Origin of the sequence: Anthropogastromicrobium aceti (assembly GCF_020687335.1) — a bacterium.
GTDB classification, from domain to species: Bacteria; Bacillota; Clostridia; order Lachnospirales; family Lachnospiraceae; genus Anthropogastromicrobium; species Anthropogastromicrobium aceti.
Window position 1 is genome coordinate 156,315 of sequence record NZ_JAJEQN010000001.1, and the last position, 25,755, is coordinate 182,069.

The window sequence follows — 25,755 nt, forward strand, 5'->3', positions numbered from 1 at the left end:
TAATGCTAGTCTAATTGTATGATCCACTATATTTTTTCGATTTATCATGATTCGTTGTCATTACGCTTTTTTAAACGCTGGTTCAGCTTTTGTGCTTCCCTATTTCCCTTCGTCCACGAATATAGAGAAATAATAAAAAAGATAATGGCAACGGATAATGCCATCATAGCAACCTGCAGCGGCTCATGAATATCAAACCAGCCAAACAAGCTGCCGCCACCAAGCACAATCCCATTCATAATCATATAGTGAATGGCAATGCGAATCACAAACTCTTTTCTTGTCATGCTGCGATCCCAAGGATAAATCAGAGAGGAAAGTGCTCCCAAAAATGACAATACTGGAATCTGCCATAGAATAGAAGCCGGAACCATGCCATCGCCTCCGTTTAATACTGTCATAGCAATCGCCGCAAACAGCGACCAAACCGTAATTTCATAAAATTTATTCAAAACGAACTCAAATTTTGTCATGTTCCTTCTCCCTTCTAATTTTTCAGTCCTAATCGAACCTTTAAAAGTGAAACGTACTGTCTAGATATTACGACATGCTCTTTGTTGGTCATGCAGGCATCCATGCGTCCCTGAAACATTGGACTAAAATGATCGACCTTTGATAAATTTACGATGACTGATTTTGAGACTCTGAAAAAATCTGCATTTCCATACTGCTGCTCTAACTCATACAACTTTGAATGAATTTCAAATACTTTTGTATCCAGATAGGCAAACACACGATTGTCAACTGCCTCAAAATAGCAGATATCGCGAAGCTGTACTTGATGCATTTTTTCTCCGTCAAATACCGTCAATTTTTCCTGATCGGATTGGAGTGCCTTAAGAAGTCGACTGATTCTTTCATCTATTCCACGGCATCGGATGATGACTTCCTCTTCCTCCTCTGCCGAACACTCCTGTATTGTTACTTTCATAAAATCCCACCTCTCAGACCTTTAGCGATCTTTTAATTTTCTTCGTTTTGCGATTGCAGCTGCAATTACGATGACAACCACTGCCCAAACAATCAATAGTAAAATCTGTCCCAATATACTGATTGTCTGTGAGCCATTTTTTAGTGTGACACCCATCTGTTCGAAAAATACAGTCTGTACGGTATCTGACATTCCTGCAAAAACTGTTTTAGATGCACTTTGCATACAAAATCTTCGCATCAGAGCAGTTCCATGAATCACTGGAAGAAGTTTTACCACATTTTGAAGCCATTCAGACATGGACGCCACTGGAATGTAAGTACCACCCAAGAAACCTACAAGTGTACCAGCCACAGTCAACATACCACTCCATGCACTTCCTGTGCGTATAAACAATGCTGCCAAATAGCCAATTGTTGAAAATACAAACGTATTTAATGCAATCACACCGACAAGTGATACCAGATCAACAATTCCAAGTACTGGATGTCCTTTTAATGCAAAGAACCCTTCTCCCACTGCCAATGTCGTAAGGCAAATCACCATACCACTAACCCAAGCTGACAAAATATAACCCAGTGACAGATAAAAACGACTTGCTGGTGTCACATAAAATGAACGTAACCGTCCTCTTTCTTCATCCTCTACCATTGCACCAATCGCAGTTAGCGATACTGTTACGCTGTTAATACCCAGAATACCACCCATGATCCACAATTGAACCAGCCACGAGGCATTTTTTGCATTTTCCTCTGCTGTGCCAGTTCCATATTGGTTCAATGCATCAAGCAAACCCTCTGATGACGACTCTCCAAGAAAGACAACCATAATGGCAAGCAAAATCAGTGCTGATAATATCGAAAAAAAGACAGCACTTTTGTTTCGAAAATAAATTAACAGATTTCTCTTTGTCATTGCTTTGATCTCGCTCATATGTTACCTCCTTTCAAGCTCTTTCCAGTAACTGCCAGAAACACGTCATCCATGGTACCTTGCTGCAACTCAAAGCCTTCAAGCTGATCTGATAACTGATTTAAAATTGGGATTGCTTCCATGCTGTTTTCTAATACACGGATCTCTGATTTTGCTGTTATCGGTATTGTATCATATATTTTTTCATTATCAGAAGTAAGTATGTCTTTCTCTTGTTTATAATACAACGTCAGCATATCCTTTGCATAGCGCATTTTTAATTCCTGTGGTGTACCAAACTCACAAATTTTTCCCTTATCGAGAATTACAATATGACCGGCCGCAGCTGCCTCTTCCATATAGTGAGTGGTCAAAAAGACCGTCACTTTGTCATCTCTTTGCAGAGATTTCACACTTGCCCATACTTGCTTTCTCGTCGCCGGATCAAGCCCCGTCGTCGGCTCATCCAAGAACAAAACCTCTGGATCATTTAGCAGTGCTGCCGCAATCTCACATCGCCTCTTTTGTCCACCAGAAAGTTTTGCATAACGTCTTGCATAGATATCCTCTAAATGAAGTTTTTCACAGACAGTGTGAATGCGCTCTTTTTGCCATGCACTTTTTGTCTGATACATTGCAGCACGCACTTGCAAATTTTCCTTAACTGTCAAGCGATCATCTAACACATTCTCCTGCCAGACGACACCAATTTTCTGCCGGATCTGTTCATCCGCCTCTCCCACTCGCAATCCGCCGATCTCTATCTCTCCTCCAGTTGGTGAAAACAACGTGCACATCATGCGAATTGTTGTTGATTTTCCAGCTCCATTTACACCGAGAAAGCCAAACAATTCCCCTTTTTGCACGGTAAAACTGATGTCATCGACGGCTTTGATTTCAGCGAAATACTTTTTCAGATTTTTTACGGTGATCTCTGATTGCATATGCATTCCTCCCTTATATGTTCACAGGCTCACCTGCGTAGTGATTATCCCATGAATATCATTCACTAATATAAGGATAGCGAAATTAGGAATATACAGCAAGCAATTCGCGGCAAGATGCGCAAAGGCAGCGGTAAGATGCAAATTGCCGCATCTTATCGCTGCCGAATGTCCCCCTCGGTGAAGTGATTGCCCACGAGCCTAACCGTTTCACTTTACGGCGTCGTGGGCAAAGCACTTCCACCTCGGAAAGCTATATTCATAAGAGGTGTATATCTGCGCCTTCTCTCCAGATCTGCACTGCCATATATGGCTTTGCTGGAAGTGTTACCTTAAATTTGCCTTGGAAGCTACCGCGATCTTCGATTGTCATGTTCCAGGTATCGATTACACGCACATGCCAGCTTGACTTGTCGTCGAAATGAAACTCGCGAAAGGCTGGACGCATGAAGCTATAATAAATCAGATAATATTCTTTGCAGCCACACTCTGCCTCTCCAGGCGTAATCTCCTGCGGCACAGCACACACCTCATCCCAAGTTCGATTGCATGGTTGAAGACCAAGTCCTGGTGTTTCTTTTAATCGATCAAGCAAAAATCCAAAGCGCTTATGGCTCTCTCCGTGAAGCTTGCCACCATGTGACCACCACAGAATATTTTCTTTATTTAAATAGGTTTCACCGTGACCCGGATAGCCGCCTCTGCAAGCTGCCTCCCAGAAACGTCTTAGCATTTCCTCTCCGGTTAAATTTCCCCATCCGTGCTGAATATCACCCTCATAGGCAATCTCATCGAGCACAACTGGCTTTCTGTAGCGTTCACGAAGTTCATTCGTGCACTCTGCACTCTTATACAGATCGGTTCTTTGCACGCTACAGTGCGTGATCCATGGCTTTGAAAAATCATATAAAGAAATGCAGTTATGGATGGATCTCATATGATGATACGGATCTTTCTCACAAAGAATTGTCGCATAATGTTCCCAGTCGTCGAGAGTCTTGTGTGGCATCAGATCATACTCATTTGCCAGTGACCACCAGACATTTGCAAATGCGCTAAATCTTGAAACTGCATAGTTCCAGTACAGATCATCCTGTTCTCTTGTCATTTGAGAGAAGCCCCAGCGGTCATACGGGTGCATCATGATAAGATCGGCTTCGATTCCAAGCTCGCCTAGACAACGAATGCAATTTTCAATATGCTGGAAATGTGCTGGATTAAAACGAGTCAAATCCAAGTGATTTCCTTCTGTTTTTCCCGTATAGTCCCAGAAATTTTCCGTTGTCAGCACACTTGAATCCATTGGTGTTCCCTCATATGGATATGATCGTGGCTCACGCAGGTTATAATCATAGTGCTTCGGGAAAATGCAAAAACGAATTTTGTTAAACGCACTATTTTTCAATGTCTCAAATGTCTGCTCAATCAGCTCATCGCTTTGAAGCTCCCATACATAGCAGGTTGTTCCAATTGAATAGTATGGTGTGCCATCCTCGTAGGCCATATGGTAGGTGTTTGCAACACGCACTGGACCATGTGCATTTTCTTTTGGAGCTGTTACGGTAAAACTACCAGCACAATCACCTCCAAATGTGGTCTGAATCTGGTAGGTGTACACACCCTCAAAAGATGGCATAAAACGGATGCGATACACACCGTCTCCATCGTAGAAACCGTCACAAGACACAGTTTCATTGTCTCCCTTAAAAATTCCTGTCACTTTTTGCTCGATAAATGGGTTTCCATCCTTTGGTCCGTCAATACCGACTTCAAAAATGCCCCATCTGCTGCAGGTGGTTTGCTGCATAAACATTTCATTTTTTTGATCCATGGCTTTTCCCGTGTTCCTTTCATATTTTTGTATTTTACAAATTGTTTATCTCAGTATAATTTACTGATAGCTTTATTTCAATCTAGAATCAAGTATTTTTTACTTTATTTTTTTCTGTATTTTATAAATTGAAATATTCTCACCATTTTAATTGCCTCCGATTAGTACTCGTCTTCCCTCAAAAGCAAAACCATAGTGTCGTATTTGTTTTTTGCTGATTCCTTGCTCGACAAGCATTGAATCATAAGCTTTTTCTTCTATCTGCTTTAACGCTGATTCCACAGTCTCTTGAAGCGTCTTTTCTTCATCTGGATCATGCACCTTAAATTCCAATACAATCGCCGGATCTGTAGTTTTTTGGGGAATTAGACAAATATCATAGCGACCATATCCGCTCTCCTTATTTGACTGCACACTATAGCGACCACGAAGTTCAACCAACAGTCCTAGTACAAAGCCATGATAAAAGCGCTCTGGCTGAGTTCGCGCTGATGGATGCTTTCCTGTATCAAAAGCACTAAATGTTGCGAGCGCGACATCATTCATAAACAGATTCATTTCTTTTAGATTTCCACTAAGTAGTGCCCTCACAAAACCATTGTAGTTGGCATCCGAACTGGAAAACCATCCACGAAACATAGCAGAAAACATGCCTACTGTCTCCAGATTGGTAATACGAAGCGTATACCAAGGTTCCAAAAAAATCCCTTTGTATTCAATATTTTCAATCTTTAAATAGCCAGATGCTGTTAGCAAGCTCCAGATGGCACTCTCGTTTTCATCCAACTGACTATAAACGATCTGCTCATCAAAATTTACTGTTATCGACTGTCCATTTAGCAAAGTTTCCATTTTTTCCTTTAGATCAGCCGATGCCGTTCGAATCAATTTACTGGCAAGTCCATTTGAGCTTGTTGATGCCCAATAAGGAAACAATCTTTTTTCTTTTAAGAAATTTGTGATTGACCAAGGGTTATAGATATCACGGTGACTTCCAAATGTAAATCCATTATACCACTGCCTTACTGATGCACTGCTTTCTTCCAGTCCATACTCATCAAGGGCATCTGTCACTTCCTGTTGCGTAAAGCCAAAACAGGATGCGTATTTTTCAGAAGTCGTTGTCACCACAGTCAAATTATTTAGGTCGGAAAATACAGATTCTTTTGAGACACGAGTAATACCCGTCATGATTCCGCGTTCCATATAAAAATTGCTTTTAAAAGTGGAGTTAAATAGTCCGCGTATAAATCCAGTAAATTCATCCCAGTATCCGTGAAGATAAGCTTCCTGCATCGGCGTATCGTACTCGTCCAGAAAGATTAACACTTTTTTCCCACATCGTCTTGACAATTCCTCTGACAAGATCTGCAAAGCACTTTGCGCTGCAACATCGCTCATGTTTTCTTGCATCATCTGCACAATCTGAGATGGCAATTTATCTTGTGTATCAAAAAACTGGCGATACACCCCAGTAATAATTGTTTTGATTTTCTGTATAGCATCTTTACAGTTATTCTGCTTTACATCAGCAAAGCTTAAGAAAATGACAGGATAGCTTCCCTGCAATCTTCTGTAGACTTCTTCTTTCCATATAGACAGCCCCTCAAACAAATCTCCTCTGCCCTGAAAGCGATTTGAAAAGAAGCAGTTCAGCATGTCCATATTTATGGTCTTTCCAAAACGGCGCGGACGCGTAATTAATGTCACACTGTCAGCTGACTCCCACCACTCTTTGATCAAATTGGTCTTATCCACCAGAAAATAGCCCTTTTCTCGAATTTCTTCAAAACTCTGGTTTCCAATGCTGATTGTTCTTGCCATCTCTGCCTCCCTTCGTCTCACCCAAAAAACATCAATTCCTTGAACACTTTTCTGCATCCATGGCTAGTACAAACATCAAGACATGGAGTTCATCTGTCGGATTTTGTATATCAAGCACATAGGTATCTGTCATATGTAGTAGTTCCTTTGTGATCGTCGCAACAGTACTTCCATTTGATCTCAAGATTGTGTAATCCCACTCTAGCCAGTTTCCTTCTACCTGCCACCCATTAAAATCAATATTATATTTAGGCTTAAAAAATGTAAATTCTTTGCTGATGCAGCCAAGATACTGCTCTCGCTCGTATATTTCAAATTTCGGCAAAAATGTCAAGACCCTCTCCTGCACATAGCCAAGCTTATTTTCATAAGCATCATAGATATTCAAAAGATGACCCCAAGAAAGTTGTCCTTTCACTACGTATACAGTATTGCCATTTTCATCGTAAATATCGTAACTGTCAAACCAAGAAAACATGCGTTGACGGAATAATAGTCTCATAGTTTTACCTCATTTTAGAATTAATTCTTACTCAATCTAGATATTTCTGTACTCAACAGTCGGATGTTACCTTCATATTTTTCTTTTGTCTTCTTAAGCGAGCCAATCTCTTCAAAGCAAGCACTGATTTCCTCATCCGCTGATTTCAGAAAACCTTTCTCAAAAGCATCTGGCAATATGAAATTCTTTGCACCTGCCGTAAATTCCACAGTCACATACTTTCCATTCTGGTCAGTTACATTTCCCTCTCCGTATCGAATATTCTTGACTTTCATGCCAATAATATCAGGAAATTTCATCTCGTTTAATTGCTTTTCTAGTTGCTCGAACTGCTCATTTTTTTCTTCTCTCTGAGCAATCAGATCTTTCACTCTATTTTCTTTTTCCTGTCTTTTTTGTTCGACGGCACTTAATTTTTTCCGTTTTCGAACGGAAATATTTTCATAAAGATTATATGCATGTGCACAATATATAAGATCGTATGCCAAAATATTATATTTACCTGCAACCTTTGTCACAGGATTTGTTTTGTCCTCATCTACTTCTGCCTCGTACTTTAATTTTTCCTCTAAAAGTGCACACAAATCTTTATGCTTTTTTATTTCATCAACCAACTCTCGGCACATTCTGTAATAAACATCTAATCGAAATGTTTGTCCACTTCCTATATCTTCCCCAAATTCATAGCAGTCTGCAAATGCCTTAGCCTCTGTCGATTTAAACATAAAATTATCATCTGGTGCAATAAAGTTAAGATACATAATTACAGATCGTCTGTCTTGATTATATTTCCATTTATTAGGTGCTGCTTTTTGCAATTTTTCATTAATCGCATCAACAAACATCTGAATGCGATCTTGTCTCACCTTTATATTTCCTTCGTCTGGCGCTAACAGCTTCCGAAATTCTTCTTGTACTTCTCTTTCTGTTTTCTTATCCTGTTTGCACAGAAAGACAATCCCGCTCGTTGGCTGGGCAATACCGTTATTGATGAGATTGAAGGATTTTTCCATTGCCTGCTTAAACATTTCTCCAAATTCGTCAGTATCCAAATTCCAATATTTCTGAAAATGATTGACGGCCTTCCATTTATAAATTTCATCATGTTCCGCATCATTTAACAGATCATATTTTTCCATGTAATTATGGATTAGCTGTTCCAAATTATCTTTATTCATCTTCGTACCTCCTGTTTTATAATAGAATAATTTTCCTCTGTTCTTTTCCAGTATCTACCCCTATTATATCAAACCTGATCCCCGCTTCAACCTATTTTTATATAAAAAAATCCCACTTGCCTCAGTGGACAATCTCCACCAAAGCAAGCGGGTATATAAAATTATTAGTTGCAATGTGAACACTCCCCATGTCCACTGCACTTATCACATTTAAGCATCTCTTCCATGGTATGCCATCCGAGCACTGCACACTTTACACGTGCCGGCATATGCGCGATATCTTCAAGCGCTGATGCTTCTTCAAGACTTTCAATTTCTTCTTCTGTAGCTGTTCCCTTGATCATCTTTAAGAAGTTATCTGCCAATTTCTCGGCATCCTCTACCTTCTGTCCGATAATCAGATCAAGCATCATATCAGCAGATGCCTGAGAAACTGCACAGCCCTCGCCTACGAAGGAGCCATCTACGATCACGCCATCTTCAACCTTGAGCTTCAGCCAAATATGATCACCACATGTTGGATTTAAGCCTTCCATCACCATGTTTGCATCGTCTAAATCATGCTTGTGACCTGGATGCATGTTGTGATCTATTAAAATTTCATTATAAAAGGTTTTGTTAGTCAACGTAACCCATCCTCCTTCTTACCTGAGCGAGGCTCTCTGCCAGAGCATCAACCTCTTCCATTGTATTATAAAATGCAAAACTTGCACGTGTGGTTGCTGACGTATTTAAATGCTGCAGAAGCGGCTGTGCACAATGATGACCTGCGCGTACTGCGATGTGGTCCATATCAAGAATAGATGCAACATCATGCGGATGCACATTGTCAACAAGGAATGTCACAATGCTGTGATGCTCACTTGGATCCTGTGAACCAAGAATATGCACGCCAGGAATTGCCAACAGGCGCTTTACTGCATACTGCGTTAATTCTGCCTCACGTCTTTCAATAGTATCAAATCCAATCTCTTTTAAGTAACGGATCGCTGCCATAAGTCCAACTGCACCTGCTGCATTAACAGTGCCTGCCTCAAATTTATGCGGAACTGGTGCATACACGGCACCCTCTCTTGTGACAGTATCAATCATCTCTCCACCAAATAAAAACGGCGGCATTGATTCCAACAGTTCCTTCTTTCCATACAGCGCACCAATACCCATTGGTCCCATCATCTTATGACCGGAAAATGCCAGAAAATCAACATCAAGTGCCTTGACATCGACCTCAATATGAGGAACGCTCTGTGCGCCATCTGCTACAATCAGACAGCCTTTTCTATGACAGATCTCTGCAAATGATTTAATATCATTTTTCCATCCAAGTACATTTGAAATCTGAGTCACAGCAAAAATCTTTGTTTTATCAGTAATAGCAGCCTCTACCATCTCTGCGGTAATCTTTCCATCCTGTGTGCAGTCAAGATAGCGAAGTGTTGCACCAGTTCTTTTGGCTGCCTGCTGCCATACTAAGAGGTTACTGTGATGTTCCATAATGCTGACAAGAACCTCATCACCAGGACGAAGCACAAGATTTCCTAAACTGTACGCAATCAAATTCAGACTCTCTGATGCATTTCTGGTAAAAACGATCTCATCTGCATTTGCATGAAGAAGCTTTGCTACCTCTGCTCTAGCCTCCTCATAATGCTCTGTAGCAAACTCGGCTAGCTCATAAACACCACGAAATGGGTTAGCATTATATTTTTCATAAAATGCTGATTCTGCCTGAATGACACAAGATGGCTTTTGCGTGGTCGCTGCGTTATCCAGATAAATCAGCTCTGGATACTGTGCAAACAGTGGATATTCCTGGCGAAAGCGTGCATCTTCTGCCTTTCTTTCTTCTGTCGTCATTTTACTGCTCCTCTCCAACCGGCTCCTCGCCATCTAACATTTCATTAAGTTCTGCGCGAAGACCTTCAACCGGAATCTTCTTGCAGACAGCCTTTAATCTTGCCTTTGCCATCAGCTCATATGCAGCCTCTTCACTGATTCCTCTTGATTCCAAATAGAAAATCAGTTCATCATCAAGGCTTCCGATGGATGCGCCATGATTTCCTTCTACATCCTCCTCTGCACAAAGAATCAACGGGATTGTCTGGTTCTGAACGCCATCATCAAGAAGAAGTACATCCTCTAACTCATCACCCTTTGCACCTTTTGCACCCTTCTTAAAGTCAATGGTACCGCGAAACAGCTTCTTTGCATGATCGCGAAGCACACCATTTGCTGTCATGCTGCTCGTTGTCTTCTTGCCCTCATGAACAGCATTGTAATTCATATCAAGACGATTTTCACCTGTCACCTGATAGCCTATTGCTGCTGTAAAATCAGATTCCTTTCCGGCAAGTGTTGTCTCTGCACCCATATAGACATTTTTTCCACCGATGATCAGCTGTACGAGTTCAACTCCTGCACCATCTTCGCAGTAGGCACCGATATCATTCATGCAGTCAAAGCCTTCTCCAAGACGTTCAATCTGAATCAGCTTTAACTTTGCATTCTTCTCTGCGTGAATCTTTGTCTGAATTGCAGCAGTACCAGTACCCTCGCTGCTGTGATAATCCATTACAACTGTCATCTCACTATTTTCTTTCAAATACAGATCAATTCTATTTCCCTTGCGGTCAGTATCCTGATAGCCAAATGAAAGTGTTACTGGAGCTGCCTCCTTTACACCTTCCTCTGCTGTAAAACAGATTGCCTGTGTTTTAGACTCCTGCAGCAGCTTTGTCATATCTTCGCCCATACCTGTACGAATTTGATTAAGCTGTTCCTCTGATGTTTCTGTCTTCACAATCGCATCTGGACATTGAATCGCAACCTGACATAACGCCAGATCTGCTTCCTGCTCAATGCGAGCATTATTCATATGCAGCCATCTCCATGTTCCGGCCGGCAATTTATTTATCTTCATCTCCAAAACGTGTTCACCTCTCTCCATCATCCGATGCTGCCCTTCATCTCTAGGCGAATCAGATTGTTCATCTCCATTGCATACTCAAGCGGCAGTTCCTTTGATACTTCATCTGCAAATCCGCTTACGATCATCGCTCTTGCATCTTCCTCTGAAATACCTCTTGACATCAGATAGAATACAGCCTCATCACTGATTCGTCCGATTCTTGCCTCATGACCGATATTGGCATCCTTTGTGCGGATATCCATAGCCGGAATTGTATCAGAACGTGAAATATCATCAAGCATCAGTGACTGACATGAGACGGCTGACTTGCTGTGCTTTGCCTTGCTGTTTACAACAACGCTGCTTCTAAAGGTACTTACACCGCCATCCTTGGAAATAGACTTTGTATTTACATAGGAGGACGTATTAGGTGCATTGTGAACTACCTTTGTACCAGTATCCAGGTTCTGACCCTTTCCGGCAAAGGTAATTCCTGTAAACTCAGCGCTTGCACCCTCACCGTTTAAGATGCTCATCGGGTACAAATAAGATACATGAGAACCAAATGAACCAGATACCCACTCAATCTTTCCGCCTTCTTCAACTTTTGCACGCTTTGTATTTAAGTTGTACATGTTCTTGGACCAGTTCTCGATAGTGGAATAGCGAAGTGTCGCATTCTTTCCAACAAACAGCTCAACGCAGCCTGCATGAAGGTTAGCCACGTTATACTTTGGTGCTGAACATCCCTCAATAAAGTGCAGATATGCACCCTCATCAACGATGATAAGTGTATGCTCAAACTGACCTGCGCCTGGTGCATTCAGTCTGAAATAAGACTGTAATGGAATGGTAACTGATACACCCTTTGGAACATAGACGAAGGAACCGCCAGACCATACAGCACCATGAAGTGCGGCAAATTTATGATCAGTCGGCGGAACAAGCTTCATAAAGTGCTTGTGTACCATATCTGCATACTCACCATTTAATGCGCTCTCCATATCAGTATAGATAACGCCCTGCGCTGCTACCTCTTCCTTTACATTGTGGTAAACAAGCTCAGAGTCGTACTGAGCACCAACACCAGCCAGAGACTCACGCTCTGCCTTCGGGATACCAAGCTTTTCAAAAGTATCCTTAATCTCTTCCGGAACCTCTGACCACTTTGCTGCCATATGAGTGTTTGGACGGACATAAGTTACAATGTTATCCATATCAAGTCCCTCGATGGATGGACCCCATTCATCCGGCATCGTACTATTATTGAAAATCTCAAGAGATTTCATACGAAATTCTTTCATCCACTCTGGATCATGCTTCTCGCTTGAAATCTGCTCTACAATTTCAGGATTCAAACCTTCCTTTACTTTATAAGCATCTTTGTCTTCATTTCTAAAGTCATACATGCTTCTATCGACATCTTCTACATAAGTCTTTTCTTTCATAATCGCTTTGCGTCTCCTTCTATCCTATTACAGAAAACGCTCAAAACCGTTTTCGTTGATCTCGTCTACTAAAGATCCATCTCCTGATGCCACAATACGTCCATCTACAAGAACGTGAGTAGCATCTACGTGAAGAGACTCTAAGATTCTTGTGCTGTGTGTGATAATTAAAAGACCGCCGTGAATGCTCTTTTGATACTCTTCTACACCGCTTGATACAGTTCTTACTGCATCAACATCCAAACCAGAGTCTGTCTCATCAAGAATTGCAAAAGATGGCTTTAACATTAACATCTGTAAAATCTCAGCCTTCTTTTTCTCACCACCTGAAAAACCTACATTTAAATCTCTCTCTGCATAGGACGGATCCATCTGAAGAACCTTCATCATTTCCTCAAGCTCCTTCTTATATGCAAAGAAACGGATTCTCTTTCCAGTGCGCTGTTCTACGCCGCTGCGGATAAAGTTTGTTAAAGATACACCTGGAATCTCAATCGGATTCTGGAAAGATAAGAACATTCCATCTTTTGCTCTCTTATCCGGTGTTTCTTCAGAAATATCCTTACCCTCAAACAGGATCTTTCCTCCAGTAATCTGATACTTAGGATTTCCCATAAGTGCATAACCAAGTGTAGACTTTCCAGCTCCGTTTGGTCCCATCAAAACATGGGTTTCTCCTTTTTTAATCTGCAGATCAATTCCGTGCAGAATCTCTTTATCCTCTACGCGAACTGATAATCCTTCTATCTGTAATAATGGTGCTGACATCGCAGTGCCTCCTCGTTAAAAATATTTGTTATGTTTCGGTGGGTTCCAAGCAAGGAATCCTTATCGTGCAAGCACGATCGGCTTCCCTGCTTTTGACCCTGGCAGTACAAAATCCTATTTCCTACGGTTTTTATAGGTTGATACTGGCTTATTATACAACATTGTTAAAAAAAAGGCAAGCACAGAAGTGCCTACCTTTTTTGTTTTTTTTGCTTATTTTTCCTTATTTTGCACTGTTTTTCCTAGTTTATCCTTCGCTTAGCAAGTTTGTTTCCACTAACCCGTGTGTTTCGAGACGATATACCTTCTCGCATACCTCTATGATGTATTTTCGGTCATGGGAAATGCTAATGATCGCCCCTGGAAATGCGGCAAGCATCTGACGGATGACAGGACCGGACAATGGCGAAAAGTTTCTTGTCGGCTCATCAAGAATTAGGACATTTGCATTTGACAAACTCATCTTTAAAAGAAGAACCTTTGCCTTCTGTCCACCAGACAATTCCCGGATGGGATGATCCATCTCATCTGCCGTATATTTGAGTGCGCCAAGATACGTACGAATCCGCGTCATCTCCTCCTTGTCGCCAGTTGTATTTAAATATTCAACTGGTGTGAGCGACATGTCAAGCTGATCTTCGTAATTTTGCGGCATATATTCAGCACGAATGTCCAATCGTTCCATAAGGTCTTTTGCAATCTTTTTTAGAAGTGCTGTTTTTCCGACTCCATTCTTTCCAATGACGCAAATCTTCTCGCTGCCGCGAATGCGAAGCGAAATATTCTCTGCCAACACACGGCTGCCATCCGGCGAGGTCAGCTGATCAAGCGAGTAGTCAAGTACCGTTTTTCCCGACGGAATTTTCGAGTCCTTCGTTCCAAGCTCAAAGTAGATCGCGGTCTCCTCCTCTGGCATGGCAGTCATGTTTTCATCCTCCCGCTCAAAACGGCGTCCAATTGACTTGACAGCGTGCATCTTTTTCTTTAGGAGACGTCCACCGGACGGATTTTGACGCGTAATTACCGCTTGTGCATGTTCGACGCTCTGATATATTCTTTGGAATTTCTCATCGCGGATTTGCTTCTGGCGGCGCTCATCTGCCGCCTGGCGTGCCTGATTCTCCATCTGGCTACTGCGATTTTTGAGATATTCTGTGTAGCTTGTGTTTGCGATGCAAAAGCGGCTCTTTGTCTTGCGGCGAATCTGCTCGATGTGAATAATCTTGTTCGCCGTGCGCTCAATTAAAGTTTCGTCATGCGAAATATAGATGACGATCTTGTCCCACGATAAAATCAGCTCTTCAAGTGTCTCTAATGTCTCAATGTCAATGTCGTTTGACGGCTCATCGAGCAACAGGACAGTTGGTTCTGCGAAAAGGATTCGCATCAGCTGTGCCTTTACCTTCTCTCCACCAGAAAGCGTGCTCATTTGCTGCTCCCTGTAAAAAAAGTCAGGAGCGATGTGAAATTTTACCGCTTTTTGGTTCAGTTCTTTTGGTGTCTGATTCCAGAAGCTTTCTTGTTCCGAAAAAAATTCATAGACGCTTTTTTGCTGGTCTTCTTTGGGCAATTCCTGCGCAAGATACCCAAGTACTTCTCCTGATATAAGGCGCTCCCCCTCTGCCTCACAGTATTCCTCGACCATTAACGGATCATACAGCCATTTTAGAAGAGTTGATTTTCCGTTTCCCTCCTCGCCAATGATTACGGCTTTGTCGCCATTATTGAATACGCAGGAAAAGTCACTTAAGATTTCTCGCAAATCCTTTTTGTGTGTCAATGTTAAATTTTTTATTTGCAGCATATACTTTGTACCTGTGCCTTTCTTGCACACCGAAACAGTCGTTGATTTTTCGCGAATCTTCTTCTAAAATATGCACTGCCGAAAGCCATTGGGCATAAAAATAGAGAGAATAACTCCCGATAAACTGATTCGGCGCACACAAACAAGACCTTTACGGTCTTACCATTTTGTTACTCCAAATCAACTTATCGAATAATCATTCCCTCACCGTACATGCAGTTACCCTTTTTTAGAGTATCACATGCCTTTCTTTTTTCTGTTTTTCAGTATAGCAGACTTTTACTGATTGTCAATGCCAAATATGCAGAACATGCAAATAATTAGAAGCATGCCGACTCCAATAAAAAACCATCCGATTCCTACTGCCGTCAGCACTGCCGATGCAAATAGGAATGCTTTGTGACTCTTTTATTTCGTTGCCATGTGATAACAGTTAATGCGGCATGGTATCTCCTTCTCACTTTTGTATGATCACAAAAGCCAGATTTCTGGCAAATCTGGCTTTCAGTATATATAGCATATCATTTTTAATTGTCAATTATAAACATGCATTATTTCATGGCATTTATTATGTCGTTTAATTTATAAGAAATGCTCTCGCTTCCATCTGGGTGCTCAATTACAAGGCGTGAAAGTGACTCTTTTGTATCTGCAAGAAGAACGGTCTGTGTCTCACCTGGCTTTAATGTATCTAGCTTGATTTGGCAGATTCGACTTCCAATACTGTTGAAACCTGTCAAGTGATAGCCGCAAACTTCATAGCGTGGAAGTGCTGTTTTATTGGCAATGACAACTTGAAGTTTTCGTTGTGACTTCGATCTATCTGCTGCGATTTTCGAATCTTCTTCGCTTTCTTCTCTATTATTAAGAAGAATAACCGATTTGATATAGAGTGGCGCACACTCATTCTTGACGGTCTCATAGGATGGCTTTGGATTTCCGTATAGATCTGCTGATCCGTGCACTCTGCGGCGAAGACGACCTTCGCCCTCCTCGCCCATCTGAGTGCGATAATCATTTAAGCAAAACCAAATGATTCCATTTACACCAAGTTCACGATAAATCTTTATTTTTTCTAGGAAGATCTCTGCTCTTCTTGGATCACCACCGGCAAAGGCAGGCTCACAGAGACCAAACTCGGAGATTACGATTGGCTTGTCTTTGTGCTCGTTCCAAAAACGAGGAATTTCTACTCTAGGATCTTTGTTTCCATGCCAAGTGCCCATGTAATCGTTTGCCATAATCATATCGCCGAGAGCTGTTGCATCCTTTGGTGTCTCCCAGAGGGTATTGGATACATAGCTCATCAGTCGATTCGAATCTTTTGATGCAATATAAGATTTCATATCCTTTACATACTGGCCCGTAATTTCGCTCTGTCCATCTAACTCGTTTCCAACTCCCCATGCGATGATCGATGGGTGGTTAAAATGAGATTCCATCATCTCGTCAATCTGGGCAATTGCAAGGGCTTTCTCATGGGTAACTGGCTCTTTTGGCTGTCCCCAAAGCGGAACCTCTTCCTGAACCAGCATACCATGGCGGTCACACCAGTCAAAGAATGAATCGTCCTGCTGCCAATGTACTCTTGTGAAAATACAGTTGCAACCTTTCAGTAGAGTCAGCCATCTTGCGATATCTTCCTTTGTCTCTGCGTTTCCAATTCGTGGATCTGATCCTGGCATCCACTCAGTTCCGACAAGCTCTACTGTCTCTCCATTTAATACAAACTGACCGTTTCTTACGGTAAGACTTCGAAAACCTACTGTGACCTCTACACAGTCGATCTCTTTATCATTTACAAACTCGTGAAGGCATACTGTATAAAGCTGTGGATGATCGAAATGCCATAATGTTACGTCGTCAACGGTAAAGGAAATGGTATCTGTTACTGACATCGTTTCAGATGATGTGTTTTCAGCTGCTACATTTTTTGATACTGCAGTGTTTAGTGGTGCCTCTGCTGATACTATTTGCTTCCCCTTGTTTTCTGGCGTTCCTTCATATAATTCATAGCGCCATTTTGAATTGGTATTTTTGTTGTCATTTGTCTGAAACTCTGTTTGCTCGTTCTTCTGTGAACAATCGTCCCATAGCTGGATTTCTGCCGTCACCTGTACTGGTGCTTTTTTTACTCGCTCGTTTTGGGTCGTATCCAGTAGCACATTTTGATAGATGCGCACTGAGCGAATCCCACCTTTTTCACATACATTTAGATACACAGGGCGGAAGATTCCACCATCATCTGCCCAGTCAAACTGGCGATCCCATGGAAGTGCATGTGGTGAATATTCGTTGGTTCCGCGGACCACCAATTTGTTTTTTCCGACTTGGATCAATTTTGTGGCATCAAGCTTAAAGCTGGTAAATCCCGCTCCAAGATGTTCTCCTGCACTTTTTCCATTTACCCAAAATGACGCATCACGGTAGATACCATGAAAATCAAACCAAATCTGTTTATCTTCCCAGTCTTCTGGAACTGAAAAGTCATACTCATACCAGAAAATGCCACGGTATTCCTCGCTCTCGCTGTCTGTATTAAAGGTGTGCGGAAGCATCACTGTCTTGACTGTTTCAATTTTATTGTTCTGACCTAGGCCGCTGGCCTGCCAATTTTGTTTCAATCCAATTTTTTCAGGATCCAAACAGAATTTCCAGCCTTCGTTTATTGCAATGATTTCTCTTTTCATCGTTTTCCTTTCACAAGGGGCAAGTGGGCTTTAATCACTTATTGTCCACTTATTGCCCCTCTATTTTATTTAATTGCTATGTTTACTTTACCACTATTTTGATGAAAAATCATTGCCTACAGTTGCCATATCGTTTTAAAAAATTGCGCTATCAGACGTTTGTTGAGCTTTCCTCTTCGGAGGACTCAATCGTTAATTCACTAATGCGAGAGAATGCATTGGAGATTCCTGAAATTGTGAATACACTGCTTGCCTGCTCACTGCTATCTTCTGGCATATCTGGACGCTCACCTTTTTGACCATCTGGTCCGTTCTGACCATCCGGAGCTTCACCTTCTGGCATTTCTGGGCGCTCGCCATTTGGCTTACCCATTCCACCTCCCATTCTTCCGAAGCCACCTGCACCCTTTGAACCCTGCAGCTGTACTTCGTCTGAGACGGATGTCACCTCTGTGTAAAGACCGCTTACCGCTACACCCTCTGCCGATGAAATCTCATACAATGTATAATCGCCATCGGTTAGCTCGCTACTGCTATATACAAGTGTCTGAAAATCATTTGCCGCGGAGAATACGGTGACAATCTCTCCATCTGCATTTTTCAGTGCAAACATCTGACCTGCCTCTACACTGTCTGCAAAGCTTAATGCAACAAATGCCTGCTCGGAATCCTCTGATACCTCATCGTACATATTTCCACTGGCAAGAACGGTTCCACCATTGATATAAATTCCATTATCAGAGTCAACACCGCTATCTTGGCTAGTCGCATTGGCTGCTGATACAACAACGCCATCATTGATCACAATCCAACCGTTTGAATCAATTCCATCTCCTTCCTTTCCACCACCGGCATTGCAAGTTAACACACCGCCATTGATTGTGATGACGGAAACGCCATCTTCGTTTGCATTGATGGCATCATCGTTTGAGTTGATCGTAATCGTTCCACCATTGATTGTCAGATGGCGGGATGTTTCAATTCCCTCATTGTCGGAATTTACTGCAAGCGTTCCAGTTCCTTCCTCTTCTGCATCAAATGCGATTGAAACAAGAGAATCAATTGCTGCGTCAAATTTCCACTGCTTCTTTGCATTTCCGGCATCGACATCTTCCTGTGTGGTTCCTTCTTTATAGATCTTTGCTACATGAGAGCCATTTACTGTATTCTCGCTGTCATCTGCCAAGATAATATGAACTCCTGCATTCGTCGTATCGACATCCTTTGTCGCAGTTTCTGTATCATCACTTCCACATTCATATGCATTATAAACGACGATTCCAGATGCAACTGTGCAAGTGATATCAGCATTGTCCAAAATCAAATTGACAACTGCGCTCTCATCGTCTCTTGAATCCTCGCCTAAATCAATCGCAATCTGACCCTTAGAAAGTGTTCCGCTTACTCGGTAGGTTCCAGCCTTTGTGATTGTAACGACGGTATGCTCGGCTGCCTCTTCCTCTGAATGTCCATCATCTTCATTGCCTGCTCCGTAAGTGCTGTCCTGTCCTTCCTTATAATAAACGATATCTGCTCCTGCATAGACTGCAGACTCTGAATCCGTCGAAATGGCTTCACCATCCACTAAAATGCCATCATCAGAAAGCTCAATTTTGCACTCCTCTGTCTGGTTTTCTGAGGAATCAGATGCATCTTCAGTGTTGGTACTCTGTGGCTCTGATGTCTGGTTTTCTGTGTTATTGCTATCCTCTTTTGTTTCACTGTCTTCTGTAATCTTTTCTGTTTCTTTTTCTTCTATCGCTTGATCGGACTGACTCTCCTATGTTGTTTTCTCGGTGCTTGCTGCCCATACTGCTGCACCCATAGATACTGTCATCATTGCTGAAATCGATACCACTGTTGTTTTCCATAACGAATTATTTCTTCTCATATTAACCTCTTTTCTGCACTGCTAAGCCCGATTGCTTTGAGTCGAATTGCCTCTAAATTGCTCTAAGTTCATTACTTTAAATCAACTCTTTCGACTCTGCATCAGAATTTATTTGTTGTGCTCTTTCTTTGCTATGGTTATAATATAGAAAAGCAAGGTGTTCGCTATTTGTTGGATTCGTTAAGATTTTGTGTCCGTTTTATGATGATGCCCATGTGACATTTTATATTGCCTCACGCAATTTAGCACAGCTTGCTTCCATTTGCAACCAATTTAAAGCGCCAGCCAAGCACTTCTGCTGCACGTCTGCACATCATCATGCGCTCTAGGAATATGCCAAAGTAATCCATAACCGTACACATCGAATCATCCAGTTCCAAATTCATCTGAATGATTTTCTTTTCTGTCTTAAACTCTAGAGATGAGGACAATGCTGCATAGTTTACGCGGTCATGGATATCAAAATTTGCAATGACTGGGTTTTGTACACGATTTCTGCGCACATCGGTCTTATCAGCAAGAATGAGTGCAGCCGAAACTGGCTCTAGAGCTGTTCCTGTCTTCTCATCATGATGACCAATTGCTGTCACGATTGTCAGTCGATCTGAAAGTGGCATATCCAGTTCTTTCAAAATGGAATAGGCCAAAATAGCTCCACTATGCGCATGATCCTGTCGATTGATACAATTTCCAATATCATGCATGTAGCCTGCAATTTGTGCCAGCTCAATCTGATGTGCGTCTGCTTCTGTGATTTTTAAAATCTCAGCTGCATGCTCTGCCACCTTGATTGCATGTTTCTTCGAGTGCTCTGTGTAGCCAAGTGTCTTTAATACTTGGTTGCCCTGCTCAATCATTGCATTGATTTCTTTATTTTTCTGAATATCTTTATAAGTAATCATTTTTATTTGTGCCTCTTTTCTGTATTAGCGAACTAGCTAATCTATAATCTACTATTATGATGTTAGGGTCAAAAGGTATTTTGCCCCCAACTGATACCAACGAATTGCTCCGTTGCGATGCAACTTTCGCAATTCTAAAAACATTCGGATTCGCTGATTTTAGTAAGAAACAGCTCACCCGCGCCTATCATGCGCAAAACCGCCCTATCGGGCTTAATCGCTGCTTTGCAGCTGTTTTGCTTATGCGTCGGCGCTCCTTCCTAGCACAATATTCAGAAAAAACATGCAAGCATGTTTTATTCTGAATGACTGTGCTAGAATGAGCTGTTAAATCAAATCGCTGCATCCTCATGTTTTTGCGGGTCCCAAGCTCAAAGCCTTATCGTGCAAGCGCGAACGGCTTTTGGAGCTTTTGACCCTAGTATCATATTATTTCTGTTTCTAATACACGATAGCACCAAACTATGTTGCTTTTCTATCCCGATTGGGTAAAAAGCATGTAAATTTATTCATGCATACAGCAAACTGCTAATTCGTGATTTACTAAATTCCGATTTCTGCATAATACGGATAAGCTGCTGTTTTTCTTCCTCGGCTAGCTTATTGTAGCGGAGCTTGGAATTTATCTGTTCGTTTCAATCCAATATCTTTTCATAACGCATCCATCGACTTCAATATTTTTCTCGAAAACACCACCATTAGAAATGATTGTTCTTTCACTTGCTATATTTCTTTCATCACAGGTCATTAACATCTTTTGTATTCCTTTTTCTTTTGCATTTTGAATGTTCAACCTAAGCATTTCTTTTGCATACCCATTACCACGCTCGGATGGTCTGACTGAATACCCTGAGTGGCCTCCCCAGGTTCCTAAAATCGGATGATTAATATGATGACGTAAATCAATTACTCCTACAAGTTTTTTATCTTGTTCTCTTATCGCAAAATACGTTGTTGAAGGCACCTTTGTTCCTGCTTGCTCACATGTCTCCACACTTTTTCTAAGGTTACATATATTAATCCATTCCTCTGATGTAGATGTATTTCTTAGTCCCATACATCCTGCAAACTGATCTTCGTTATCTGCATCATACAAAATAATTTCCTGCTTAAATTCTTCTAACTCGTCACTAAATTGCGTAGTTGCTTCTACTAAGTAAATCATAGCTTTCTCCATAAACAATTAAATCATCAATGTAATAAACATAATTTACACCTCGTCAAATACCGATTTAGTAGTTAAAATTTCATTTCAGATTTTTCCTAATAAACTCTATCGACTGTTCTCTCGCAAACTGACTATCCTCACCGTCAAATCCATGCCCTGCCTTTGGAATTCGAATCAGTTTGACATTTTCATATACTTTTTCTGCTTGCTCTGAATAAGAAATTGGTACGCAATTATCATTTTCTCCATGAATGATCATCACTGATTTCTTATACCCTGTGATGACATTGAAAATATCGATATCCTTTGCCACTTTATTATAATCTGGACTTAACTGCTGTCCAAAACAGGTATTTTCATTTTCCTCAAAGCGTCGCTTTGCATCATCTGGAATCACAAACGCAGGATACCATAAAATCAGTCCCTTTATTTTTTCTGGAATCTGTGCAGCCACATAAGCGCTGACAAAACCTCCTTGACTTTCTCCCTGAATAAACAATTGATCTGAATCTACATTTTTCATCTGCTGTACTTGGCTGATTACCTCGGTTAAATCCTCTGCCTCTGTGAGAACTGTCATCTGTGTCATCTTGCCATCACTAAGAGACTTTAATCCACCTCCACAGAAATCAAAAAAAATGCAGTTAATTCCACTCTCTGCAAAGCCAGCTCCGTGATGCTCTAGGTCGCGGTAATTAGAACCAAAGCCATGAGCAAAAATCACCGTTGGATATTTTTTATCGATTCCTGCAAAGTATGCCTTTCCTACAATTTTTTGTCCGTTTTTCTTCTGAAATGTTAATTTCTCACCCATCATCTGTTTTTACCTTCCCTTCTCGAAAACAAAAATCTTGCTTCCACTATTACATATTATAATGCCTTTTCCATGCACACAAACTGCTTGTCAAACATTTCACACATCCCAACCTGTGTAAAACCAATTGCACGATAGCAGGCAAGCGCAGCCTCATGACGAGTTCTCACTAAGATATGCACACTTTTTTTATTCTGCTTTCGAAGCTTTGTAAATGCATACTCCATCATCATCTTTGCAATGCCCTGTCCCTGCAAGTCCTTTCGAACACACACGCGAGCAAGCTCTGCTGAAGGCTGAAGGCTGTTACTCCAACATGGTAATGCATCTACTTCGTCGTCATGATCAATTGAGATGCAAGCGATAATCTCTTTTTTCTCATTTTTCATGACAAATAAACTGTCATGTGCAATATCAAACTCAATTGTCTCCATGGACGGATAGTATTCGTTCCAATCGGCTGGACCACCAATCATCGACTGATACAAATTAAGAAGTTCTTCTTTGTCAGATTCCTCTGCCTTTCCGATACTTCTTCCTGCTGCTTCTATCTTATCCTCTGTTTCTTTTTTCATGTATTCTCGCAGCCTCTTGATATAGGGATGAAACTGTGTTTTATCAATTCCGTAATTTTTTGTCAACTCATACTCATGCGGCTCCCAAGTTTCAATTGCTGACTCGTTATGAGCTAAAACACCCTCCATGTTATCGAGTGCTTTATAGATCTGTGCTTCCAGTGTCTTTCTCTCACACATTTCATCATAGAGTGCTCTCATCTCTTTATCAAAAGGAGCTGGCAGTGTGGCAACCCAATTAAACAGAAGATTTTCTTCTGTTTTCTCGTTGGCATCTGTCTTTTTAAAACACGGGATATCTCCAGTGAAGCATTCGCCTAAATCGTGGATTAAGCACATCTTAATTACCTTATTCATATCTACATCTGGAAATTCATCCTCCAGCCAATATGCCATAAGTGCCACTCGCCAACTGTGCTCTGCGACACTTTCCTTTCGCCCAGTATCTGTATAACAATGGCGCATTGTCGTTTTTAATTTTCCCACTGTGTGGAGTGCCTTTAATAATTTTTCTGGTTCCATATTAAATAATAATTCCTTCCAAATGATCTAGCTCATGCTGACAAATTTGAGCTTCCCAGCCACTGAGTTTTATTCTTTTTTTGTTCCAGTTCTTATCAAAATATTCTACTTCAATATTCTGATACCGAGTTGTTTTTCTGACTCCAACAAGCGATAGGCAGCCTTCCTCTGTCTCATATGGCGTATCCTTCTTTAACAGAACTGGATTAAACATTACAATATCCACAAATCCCATATTTACGATTATAACGCGTTTTCTAACGCCAATCATATTGGCAGCCATGCCTACACATCCCTCACGGTTTGCTTCAAGTGTATCCTCTAAATCCTTTCCGATCTGTAAATCTTCTTTCGTCGATTCCTCTGACTTTTGACTTAAGAAAAATATATCTTTCATAATTGGTTTGACCATTTTGTTCTCCTTCTTCATCCATCGAAAATACAGCAAATACATTACGTATTCTCAACAAAAAATTCATCTTTCTTTTATGTTTTCCCTCATTTTACCATCAGAACCTATGCTTTACAATACTTAAAAATTTTACATTCATGAATCATGCCTTTTTACAAAAAGATGGCACTCCGAAGTTTCCTTGGAATGCCATCTTGCTGAATCAAATTTTCAAGCTTTTTTGTAACAGTTCGATAAATACCTATTGCCTACAACACGATTATTGCTGTAATAAACATACTTTATTTTGCACTATTTTTTACATCAGTTCAATCCACGGAAGCCCTTTCCGATGATTTCACTTGAATTTACAATGGCAATAAATGAGCCTGGCTGATAACGCTTTACAAAGTTTCTAAGCTGCACTGCCTGTCCACGCTTCATAACTGACATAATAATCATCTTCTGGTTATGCGTGAAAGCGCCATGTGCTTTATAAACGGTTGCGCTGCGCTTAAGATCCTGGTAAATAAATTCACAAATCGGATCTGGATCATCGCAGACAATTAAAAATACCTTACAACGATTAATACTCTCAATTACGTTATCGATAACAAGAGACTTTGCCAAAAGACCTGTCAGTGAGAACAGACCTGTCTGAATATCAAATACAAAGCAAGATGATATAACAATAACACAATCAACTAAAAAGAGTGCTGTACCAATTGGCACACTTGTATATTTCTTTAAGATCATTGCAATGATATCGGTACCACCGCCGGATGCACCAATATTGAATAAAATGGCTGCGCTAAGCGCCGGAAGAAAGATTGCAAAAATCAATTCCAATACAGGCTCAGTCGTAAGTGGTGCACTCATAGGGAACAACTTTTCAAGTGCTGACAATCCTACTGATGTTAATATACTGACATAGACTGTCTTTGCGCCAAAACTTTTTCCTAAAAATAAAAATCCAAATGCCAGAAGCACCATATTGATAATAAATGTGTAGGAACTTGCCGATGCTTTGCTCATTGCCGAAAGCACAACAGCAATACCAGTTACTCCTCCAAATGAAAAATTATTTGGAAACTTAAAAAAATATACGCCAACTACTAAAAGCAGTGTCGCTAATGTGATCACGCCATATTCAAATGACGCTCTCGCAAGCTTCGCCCTCATTTTAAAACTCCCTATTCTCTTTTGTTATCATTTTTCTTTGCCTGCTATTATAGCATATGAATTTTGTTTGTCAATTGAAAGCAGCCTGATTTACAGCTTTATAAATCCAGTTAAAATCCCCTGTACAACTTCTGCCCCAACTGCACACCCTGTCGGAATTACCATAGTCAATATTCCAAGTCTTCTCAATTCTCTGACTCCCACCTGCGTAAATGGTGTTCCACCTTCCTGTCCAGCACCCGCATTAACAGTCAAATGTAATCACCACAAAAACATTACGAAAGAAGGCATCGGTCTGCATATAACATGTATACAGTATTTTACAGAAAAAGTAATCCCCAAAATTGGAAAAAAGTGAGAAAATTTTTTGGAGAATCCAACCAAGTTCGAAAACATTGATTGTAAGACTACCTGGCACCAAAACTGATCTGGTGACTATGATAAACTGATCATCCATTACGCTTTTTAAATGATCGAGTAGGAGGCGGCTTTTGCCGCCGACCTCTCACACCACCGTGCATACCGTTCGGTACACGGCGGTTCAGTTAACTTGACATTTCATAAAGTACT

The 25,755-nt window shown here is 41.1% G+C and carries 23 protein-coding genes; all 23 read right to left on the minus strand.

Features of this window, described 5'->3' with window-relative positions; all coding sequences use genetic code 11:
* Nucleotides 1-44: 44 nt before the first annotated feature.
* The gene (locus LKD48_RS00615; protein ID WP_308730837.1) at nucleotides 45-473 is read right to left on the minus strand and encodes a DUF3021 family protein; all 429 of its coding nucleotides are present in this window, start codon (nucleotides 471-473) and stop codon (nucleotides 45-47) included.
* A 14-nt stretch (nucleotides 474-487) separates the two neighbouring features.
* Nucleotides 488-931 (minus strand): LytTR family DNA-binding domain-containing protein, encoded by a 444-nt coding sequence (locus tag LKD48_RS00620; RefSeq protein ID WP_066559207.1) that lies wholly within the window; start codon nucleotides 929-931, stop codon nucleotides 488-490.
* Nucleotides 932-952: 21 nt separating this feature from the next.
* Nucleotides 953-1,864 (minus strand): ABC transporter permease, encoded by a 912-nt coding sequence (locus LKD48_RS00625; protein ID WP_308730838.1) that lies wholly within the window; start codon nucleotides 1,862-1,864, stop codon nucleotides 953-955.
* A complete protein-coding gene (locus tag LKD48_RS00630; protein WP_308730839.1) occupies nucleotides 1,861-2,787 on the minus strand; it encodes an ABC transporter ATP-binding protein in 927 nt (308 codons plus the stop codon). Before LKD48_RS00630 ends, LKD48_RS00625 begins: the two co-directional genes overlap by 4 nt.
* A 259-nt stretch (nucleotides 2,788-3,046) precedes the next feature.
* A complete protein-coding gene (locus tag LKD48_RS00635; protein ID WP_308730840.1) occupies nucleotides 3,047-4,618 on the minus strand; it encodes a DUF5605 domain-containing protein in 1,572 nt (523 codons plus the stop codon).
* 147 nt (nucleotides 4,619-4,765) lie between these two features.
* Entirely contained in the window at nucleotides 4,766-6,442 is a 1,677-nt protein-coding gene (locus LKD48_RS00640) for an AAA family ATPase (RefSeq protein ID WP_308730841.1), read from the minus strand.
* 31 nt (nucleotides 6,443-6,473) lie between these two features.
* Complete coding sequence (locus LKD48_RS00645) at nucleotides 6,474-6,944, minus strand: LURP-one-related/scramblase family protein (RefSeq protein WP_308730842.1); 471 nt, start codon at nucleotides 6,942-6,944, stop codon at nucleotides 6,474-6,476.
* 20 nt (nucleotides 6,945-6,964) lie between these two features.
* On the minus strand, nucleotides 6,965-8,122 hold the full coding sequence (locus LKD48_RS00650) for a hypothetical protein (protein WP_308730843.1): 1,158 nt from the start codon (nucleotides 8,120-8,122) through the stop codon (nucleotides 6,965-6,967).
* Nucleotides 8,123-8,286: 164 nt separating this feature from the next.
* Complete coding sequence (gene sufU / locus LKD48_RS00655) at nucleotides 8,287-8,748, minus strand: Fe-S cluster assembly sulfur transfer protein SufU (RefSeq protein WP_308730844.1); 462 nt, start codon at nucleotides 8,746-8,748, stop codon at nucleotides 8,287-8,289.
* Nucleotides 8,741-9,979 (minus strand): aminotransferase class V-fold PLP-dependent enzyme, encoded by a 1,239-nt coding sequence (locus LKD48_RS00660; protein ID WP_308730845.1) that lies wholly within the window; start codon nucleotides 9,977-9,979, stop codon nucleotides 8,741-8,743. Before LKD48_RS00660 ends, sufU begins: the two co-directional genes overlap by 8 nt.
* Before the next feature lies 1 nt (nucleotide 9,980).
* The gene (locus LKD48_RS00665) at nucleotides 9,981-11,042 is read right to left on the minus strand and encodes a SufB/SufD family protein (RefSeq protein ID WP_262538055.1); all 1,062 of its coding nucleotides are present in this window, start codon (nucleotides 11,040-11,042) and stop codon (nucleotides 9,981-9,983) included.
* 26 nt (nucleotides 11,043-11,068) lie between these two features.
* Nucleotides 11,069-12,478 carry a Fe-S cluster assembly protein SufB gene (sufB, locus tag LKD48_RS00670; RefSeq protein ID WP_066559195.1) on the minus strand — a complete coding sequence of 470 codons (1,410 nt, stop codon included), beginning with the start codon at nucleotides 12,476-12,478 and terminating at the stop codon, nucleotides 11,069-11,071.
* A gap of 27 nt (nucleotides 12,479-12,505) precedes the next feature.
* A complete protein-coding gene (gene sufC / locus LKD48_RS00675) occupies nucleotides 12,506-13,246 on the minus strand; it encodes a Fe-S cluster assembly ATPase SufC (protein ID WP_066559192.1) in 741 nt (246 codons plus the stop codon).
* A gap of 247 nt (nucleotides 13,247-13,493) precedes the next feature.
* Entirely contained in the window at nucleotides 13,494-15,050 is a 1,557-nt protein-coding gene (locus LKD48_RS00680) for an ATP-binding cassette domain-containing protein (RefSeq protein ID WP_308730846.1), read from the minus strand.
* Between the two features lie 551 nt (nucleotides 15,051-15,601).
* A complete protein-coding gene (locus tag LKD48_RS00685; protein ID WP_308730847.1) occupies nucleotides 15,602-17,740 on the minus strand; it encodes a glycoside hydrolase family 2 protein in 2,139 nt (712 codons plus the stop codon).
* A 151-nt stretch (nucleotides 17,741-17,891) separates the two neighbouring features.
* Nucleotides 17,892-19,325: a carbohydrate-binding domain-containing protein gene (locus tag LKD48_RS00690; protein WP_308730848.1), complete on the minus strand. Its 1,434-nt coding sequence runs from the start codon at nucleotides 19,323-19,325 to the stop codon at nucleotides 17,892-17,894.
* Between the two features lie 548 nt (nucleotides 19,326-19,873).
* Nucleotides 19,874-20,533, minus strand: a complete 660-nt coding sequence (locus LKD48_RS00695) for an HD domain-containing protein (RefSeq protein WP_308730849.1) — start codon at nucleotides 20,531-20,533, stop codon at nucleotides 19,874-19,876.
* Between the two features lie 622 nt (nucleotides 20,534-21,155).
* The gene (locus LKD48_RS00700; protein ID WP_308730850.1) at nucleotides 21,156-21,698 is read right to left on the minus strand and encodes a GNAT family N-acetyltransferase; all 543 of its coding nucleotides are present in this window, start codon (nucleotides 21,696-21,698) and stop codon (nucleotides 21,156-21,158) included.
* A gap of 82 nt (nucleotides 21,699-21,780) precedes the next feature.
* Nucleotides 21,781-22,518 (minus strand): alpha/beta hydrolase family protein, encoded by a 738-nt coding sequence (locus LKD48_RS00705; RefSeq protein WP_308730851.1) that lies wholly within the window; start codon nucleotides 22,516-22,518, stop codon nucleotides 21,781-21,783.
* Nucleotides 22,519-22,571: 53 nt separating this feature from the next.
* Nucleotides 22,572-23,612 carry a GNAT family N-acetyltransferase gene (locus LKD48_RS00710; RefSeq protein ID WP_308730852.1) on the minus strand — a complete coding sequence of 347 codons (1,041 nt, stop codon included), beginning with the start codon at nucleotides 23,610-23,612 and terminating at the stop codon, nucleotides 22,572-22,574.
* Nucleotide 23,613: 1 nt separating this feature from the next.
* Nucleotides 23,614-24,024, minus strand: coding sequence for a peptide deformylase (locus LKD48_RS00715; protein ID WP_308730853.1), 411 nt, complete (start codon nucleotides 24,022-24,024; stop codon nucleotides 23,614-23,616).
* 303 nt (nucleotides 24,025-24,327) lie between these two features.
* Nucleotides 24,328-25,185: a YitT family protein gene (locus tag LKD48_RS00720; RefSeq protein ID WP_308730854.1), complete on the minus strand. Its 858-nt coding sequence runs from the start codon at nucleotides 25,183-25,185 to the stop codon at nucleotides 24,328-24,330.
* 90 nt (nucleotides 25,186-25,275) lie between these two features.
* Nucleotides 25,276-25,440: a hypothetical protein gene (locus tag LKD48_RS00725; protein WP_308730855.1), complete on the minus strand. Its 165-nt coding sequence runs from the start codon at nucleotides 25,438-25,440 to the stop codon at nucleotides 25,276-25,278.
* Between the last annotated feature and the right edge of the window lie 315 nt (nucleotides 25,441-25,755).

Bases quoted from the DNA above. Each gene is read 5' to 3' on its own strand.
- LKD48_RS00615 (WP_308730837.1), bottom strand. From the start codon at position 473: ATGACAAAATTTGAGTTCGTTTTGAATAAATTTTATGAAATTACGGTT.
- LKD48_RS00620 (WP_066559207.1), bottom strand. From the start codon at position 931: ATGAAAGTAACAATACAGGAGTGTTCGGCAGAGGAGGAAGAGGAAGTC.
- LKD48_RS00625 (WP_308730838.1), bottom strand. From the start codon at position 1,864: ATGAGCGAGATCAAAGCAATGACAAAGAGAAATCTGTTAATTTATTTT.
- LKD48_RS00630 (WP_308730839.1), bottom strand. From the start codon at position 2,787: ATGCAATCAGAGATCACCGTAAAAAATCTGAAAAAGTATTTCGCTGAA.
- LKD48_RS00635 (WP_308730840.1), bottom strand. From the start codon at position 4,618: ATGGATCAAAAAAATGAAATGTTTATGCAGCAAACCACCTGCAGCAGA.
- LKD48_RS00640 (WP_308730841.1), bottom strand. From the start codon at position 6,442: ATGGCAAGAACAATCAGCATTGGAAACCAGAGTTTTGAAGAAATTCGA.
- LKD48_RS00645 (WP_308730842.1), bottom strand. From the start codon at position 6,944: ATGAGACTATTATTCCGTCAACGCATGTTTTCTTGGTTTGACAGTTAC.
- LKD48_RS00650 (WP_308730843.1), bottom strand. From the start codon at position 8,122: ATGAATAAAGATAATTTGGAACAGCTAATCCATAATTACATGGAAAAA.
- LKD48_RS00660 (WP_308730845.1), bottom strand. From the start codon at position 9,979: ATGACGACAGAAGAAAGAAAGGCAGAAGATGCACGCTTTCGCCAGGAA.
- LKD48_RS00665 (WP_262538055.1), bottom strand. From the start codon at position 11,042: ATGAAGATAAATAAATTGCCGGCCGGAACATGGAGATGGCTGCATATG.
- sufB (WP_066559195.1), bottom strand. From the start codon at position 12,478: ATGAAAGAAAAGACTTATGTAGAAGATGTCGATAGAAGCATGTATGAC.
- sufC (WP_066559192.1), bottom strand. From the start codon at position 13,246: ATGTCAGCACCATTATTACAGATAGAAGGATTATCAGTTCGCGTAGAG.
- LKD48_RS00680 (WP_308730846.1), bottom strand. From the start codon at position 15,050: ATGCTGCAAATAAAAAATTTAACATTGACACACAAAAAGGATTTGCGA.
- LKD48_RS00685 (WP_308730847.1), bottom strand. From the start codon at position 17,740: ATGAAAAGAGAAATCATTGCAATAAACGAAGGCTGGAAATTCTGTTTG.
- LKD48_RS00695 (WP_308730849.1), bottom strand. From the start codon at position 20,533: ATGATTACTTATAAAGATATTCAGAAAAATAAAGAAATCAATGCAATG.
- LKD48_RS00700 (WP_308730850.1), bottom strand. From the start codon at position 21,698: ATGATTTACTTAGTAGAAGCAACTACGCAATTTAGTGACGAGTTAGAA.
- LKD48_RS00705 (WP_308730851.1), bottom strand. From the start codon at position 22,518: ATGATGGGTGAGAAATTAACATTTCAGAAGAAAAACGGACAAAAAATT.
- LKD48_RS00710 (WP_308730852.1), bottom strand. From the start codon at position 23,612: ATGGAACCAGAAAAATTATTAAAGGCACTCCACACAGTGGGAAAATTA.
- LKD48_RS00715 (WP_308730853.1), bottom strand. From the start codon at position 24,024: ATGGTCAAACCAATTATGAAAGATATATTTTTCTTAAGTCAAAAGTCA.
- LKD48_RS00720 (WP_308730854.1), bottom strand. From the start codon at position 25,185: ATGAGGGCGAAGCTTGCGAGAGCGTCATTTGAATATGGCGTGATCACA.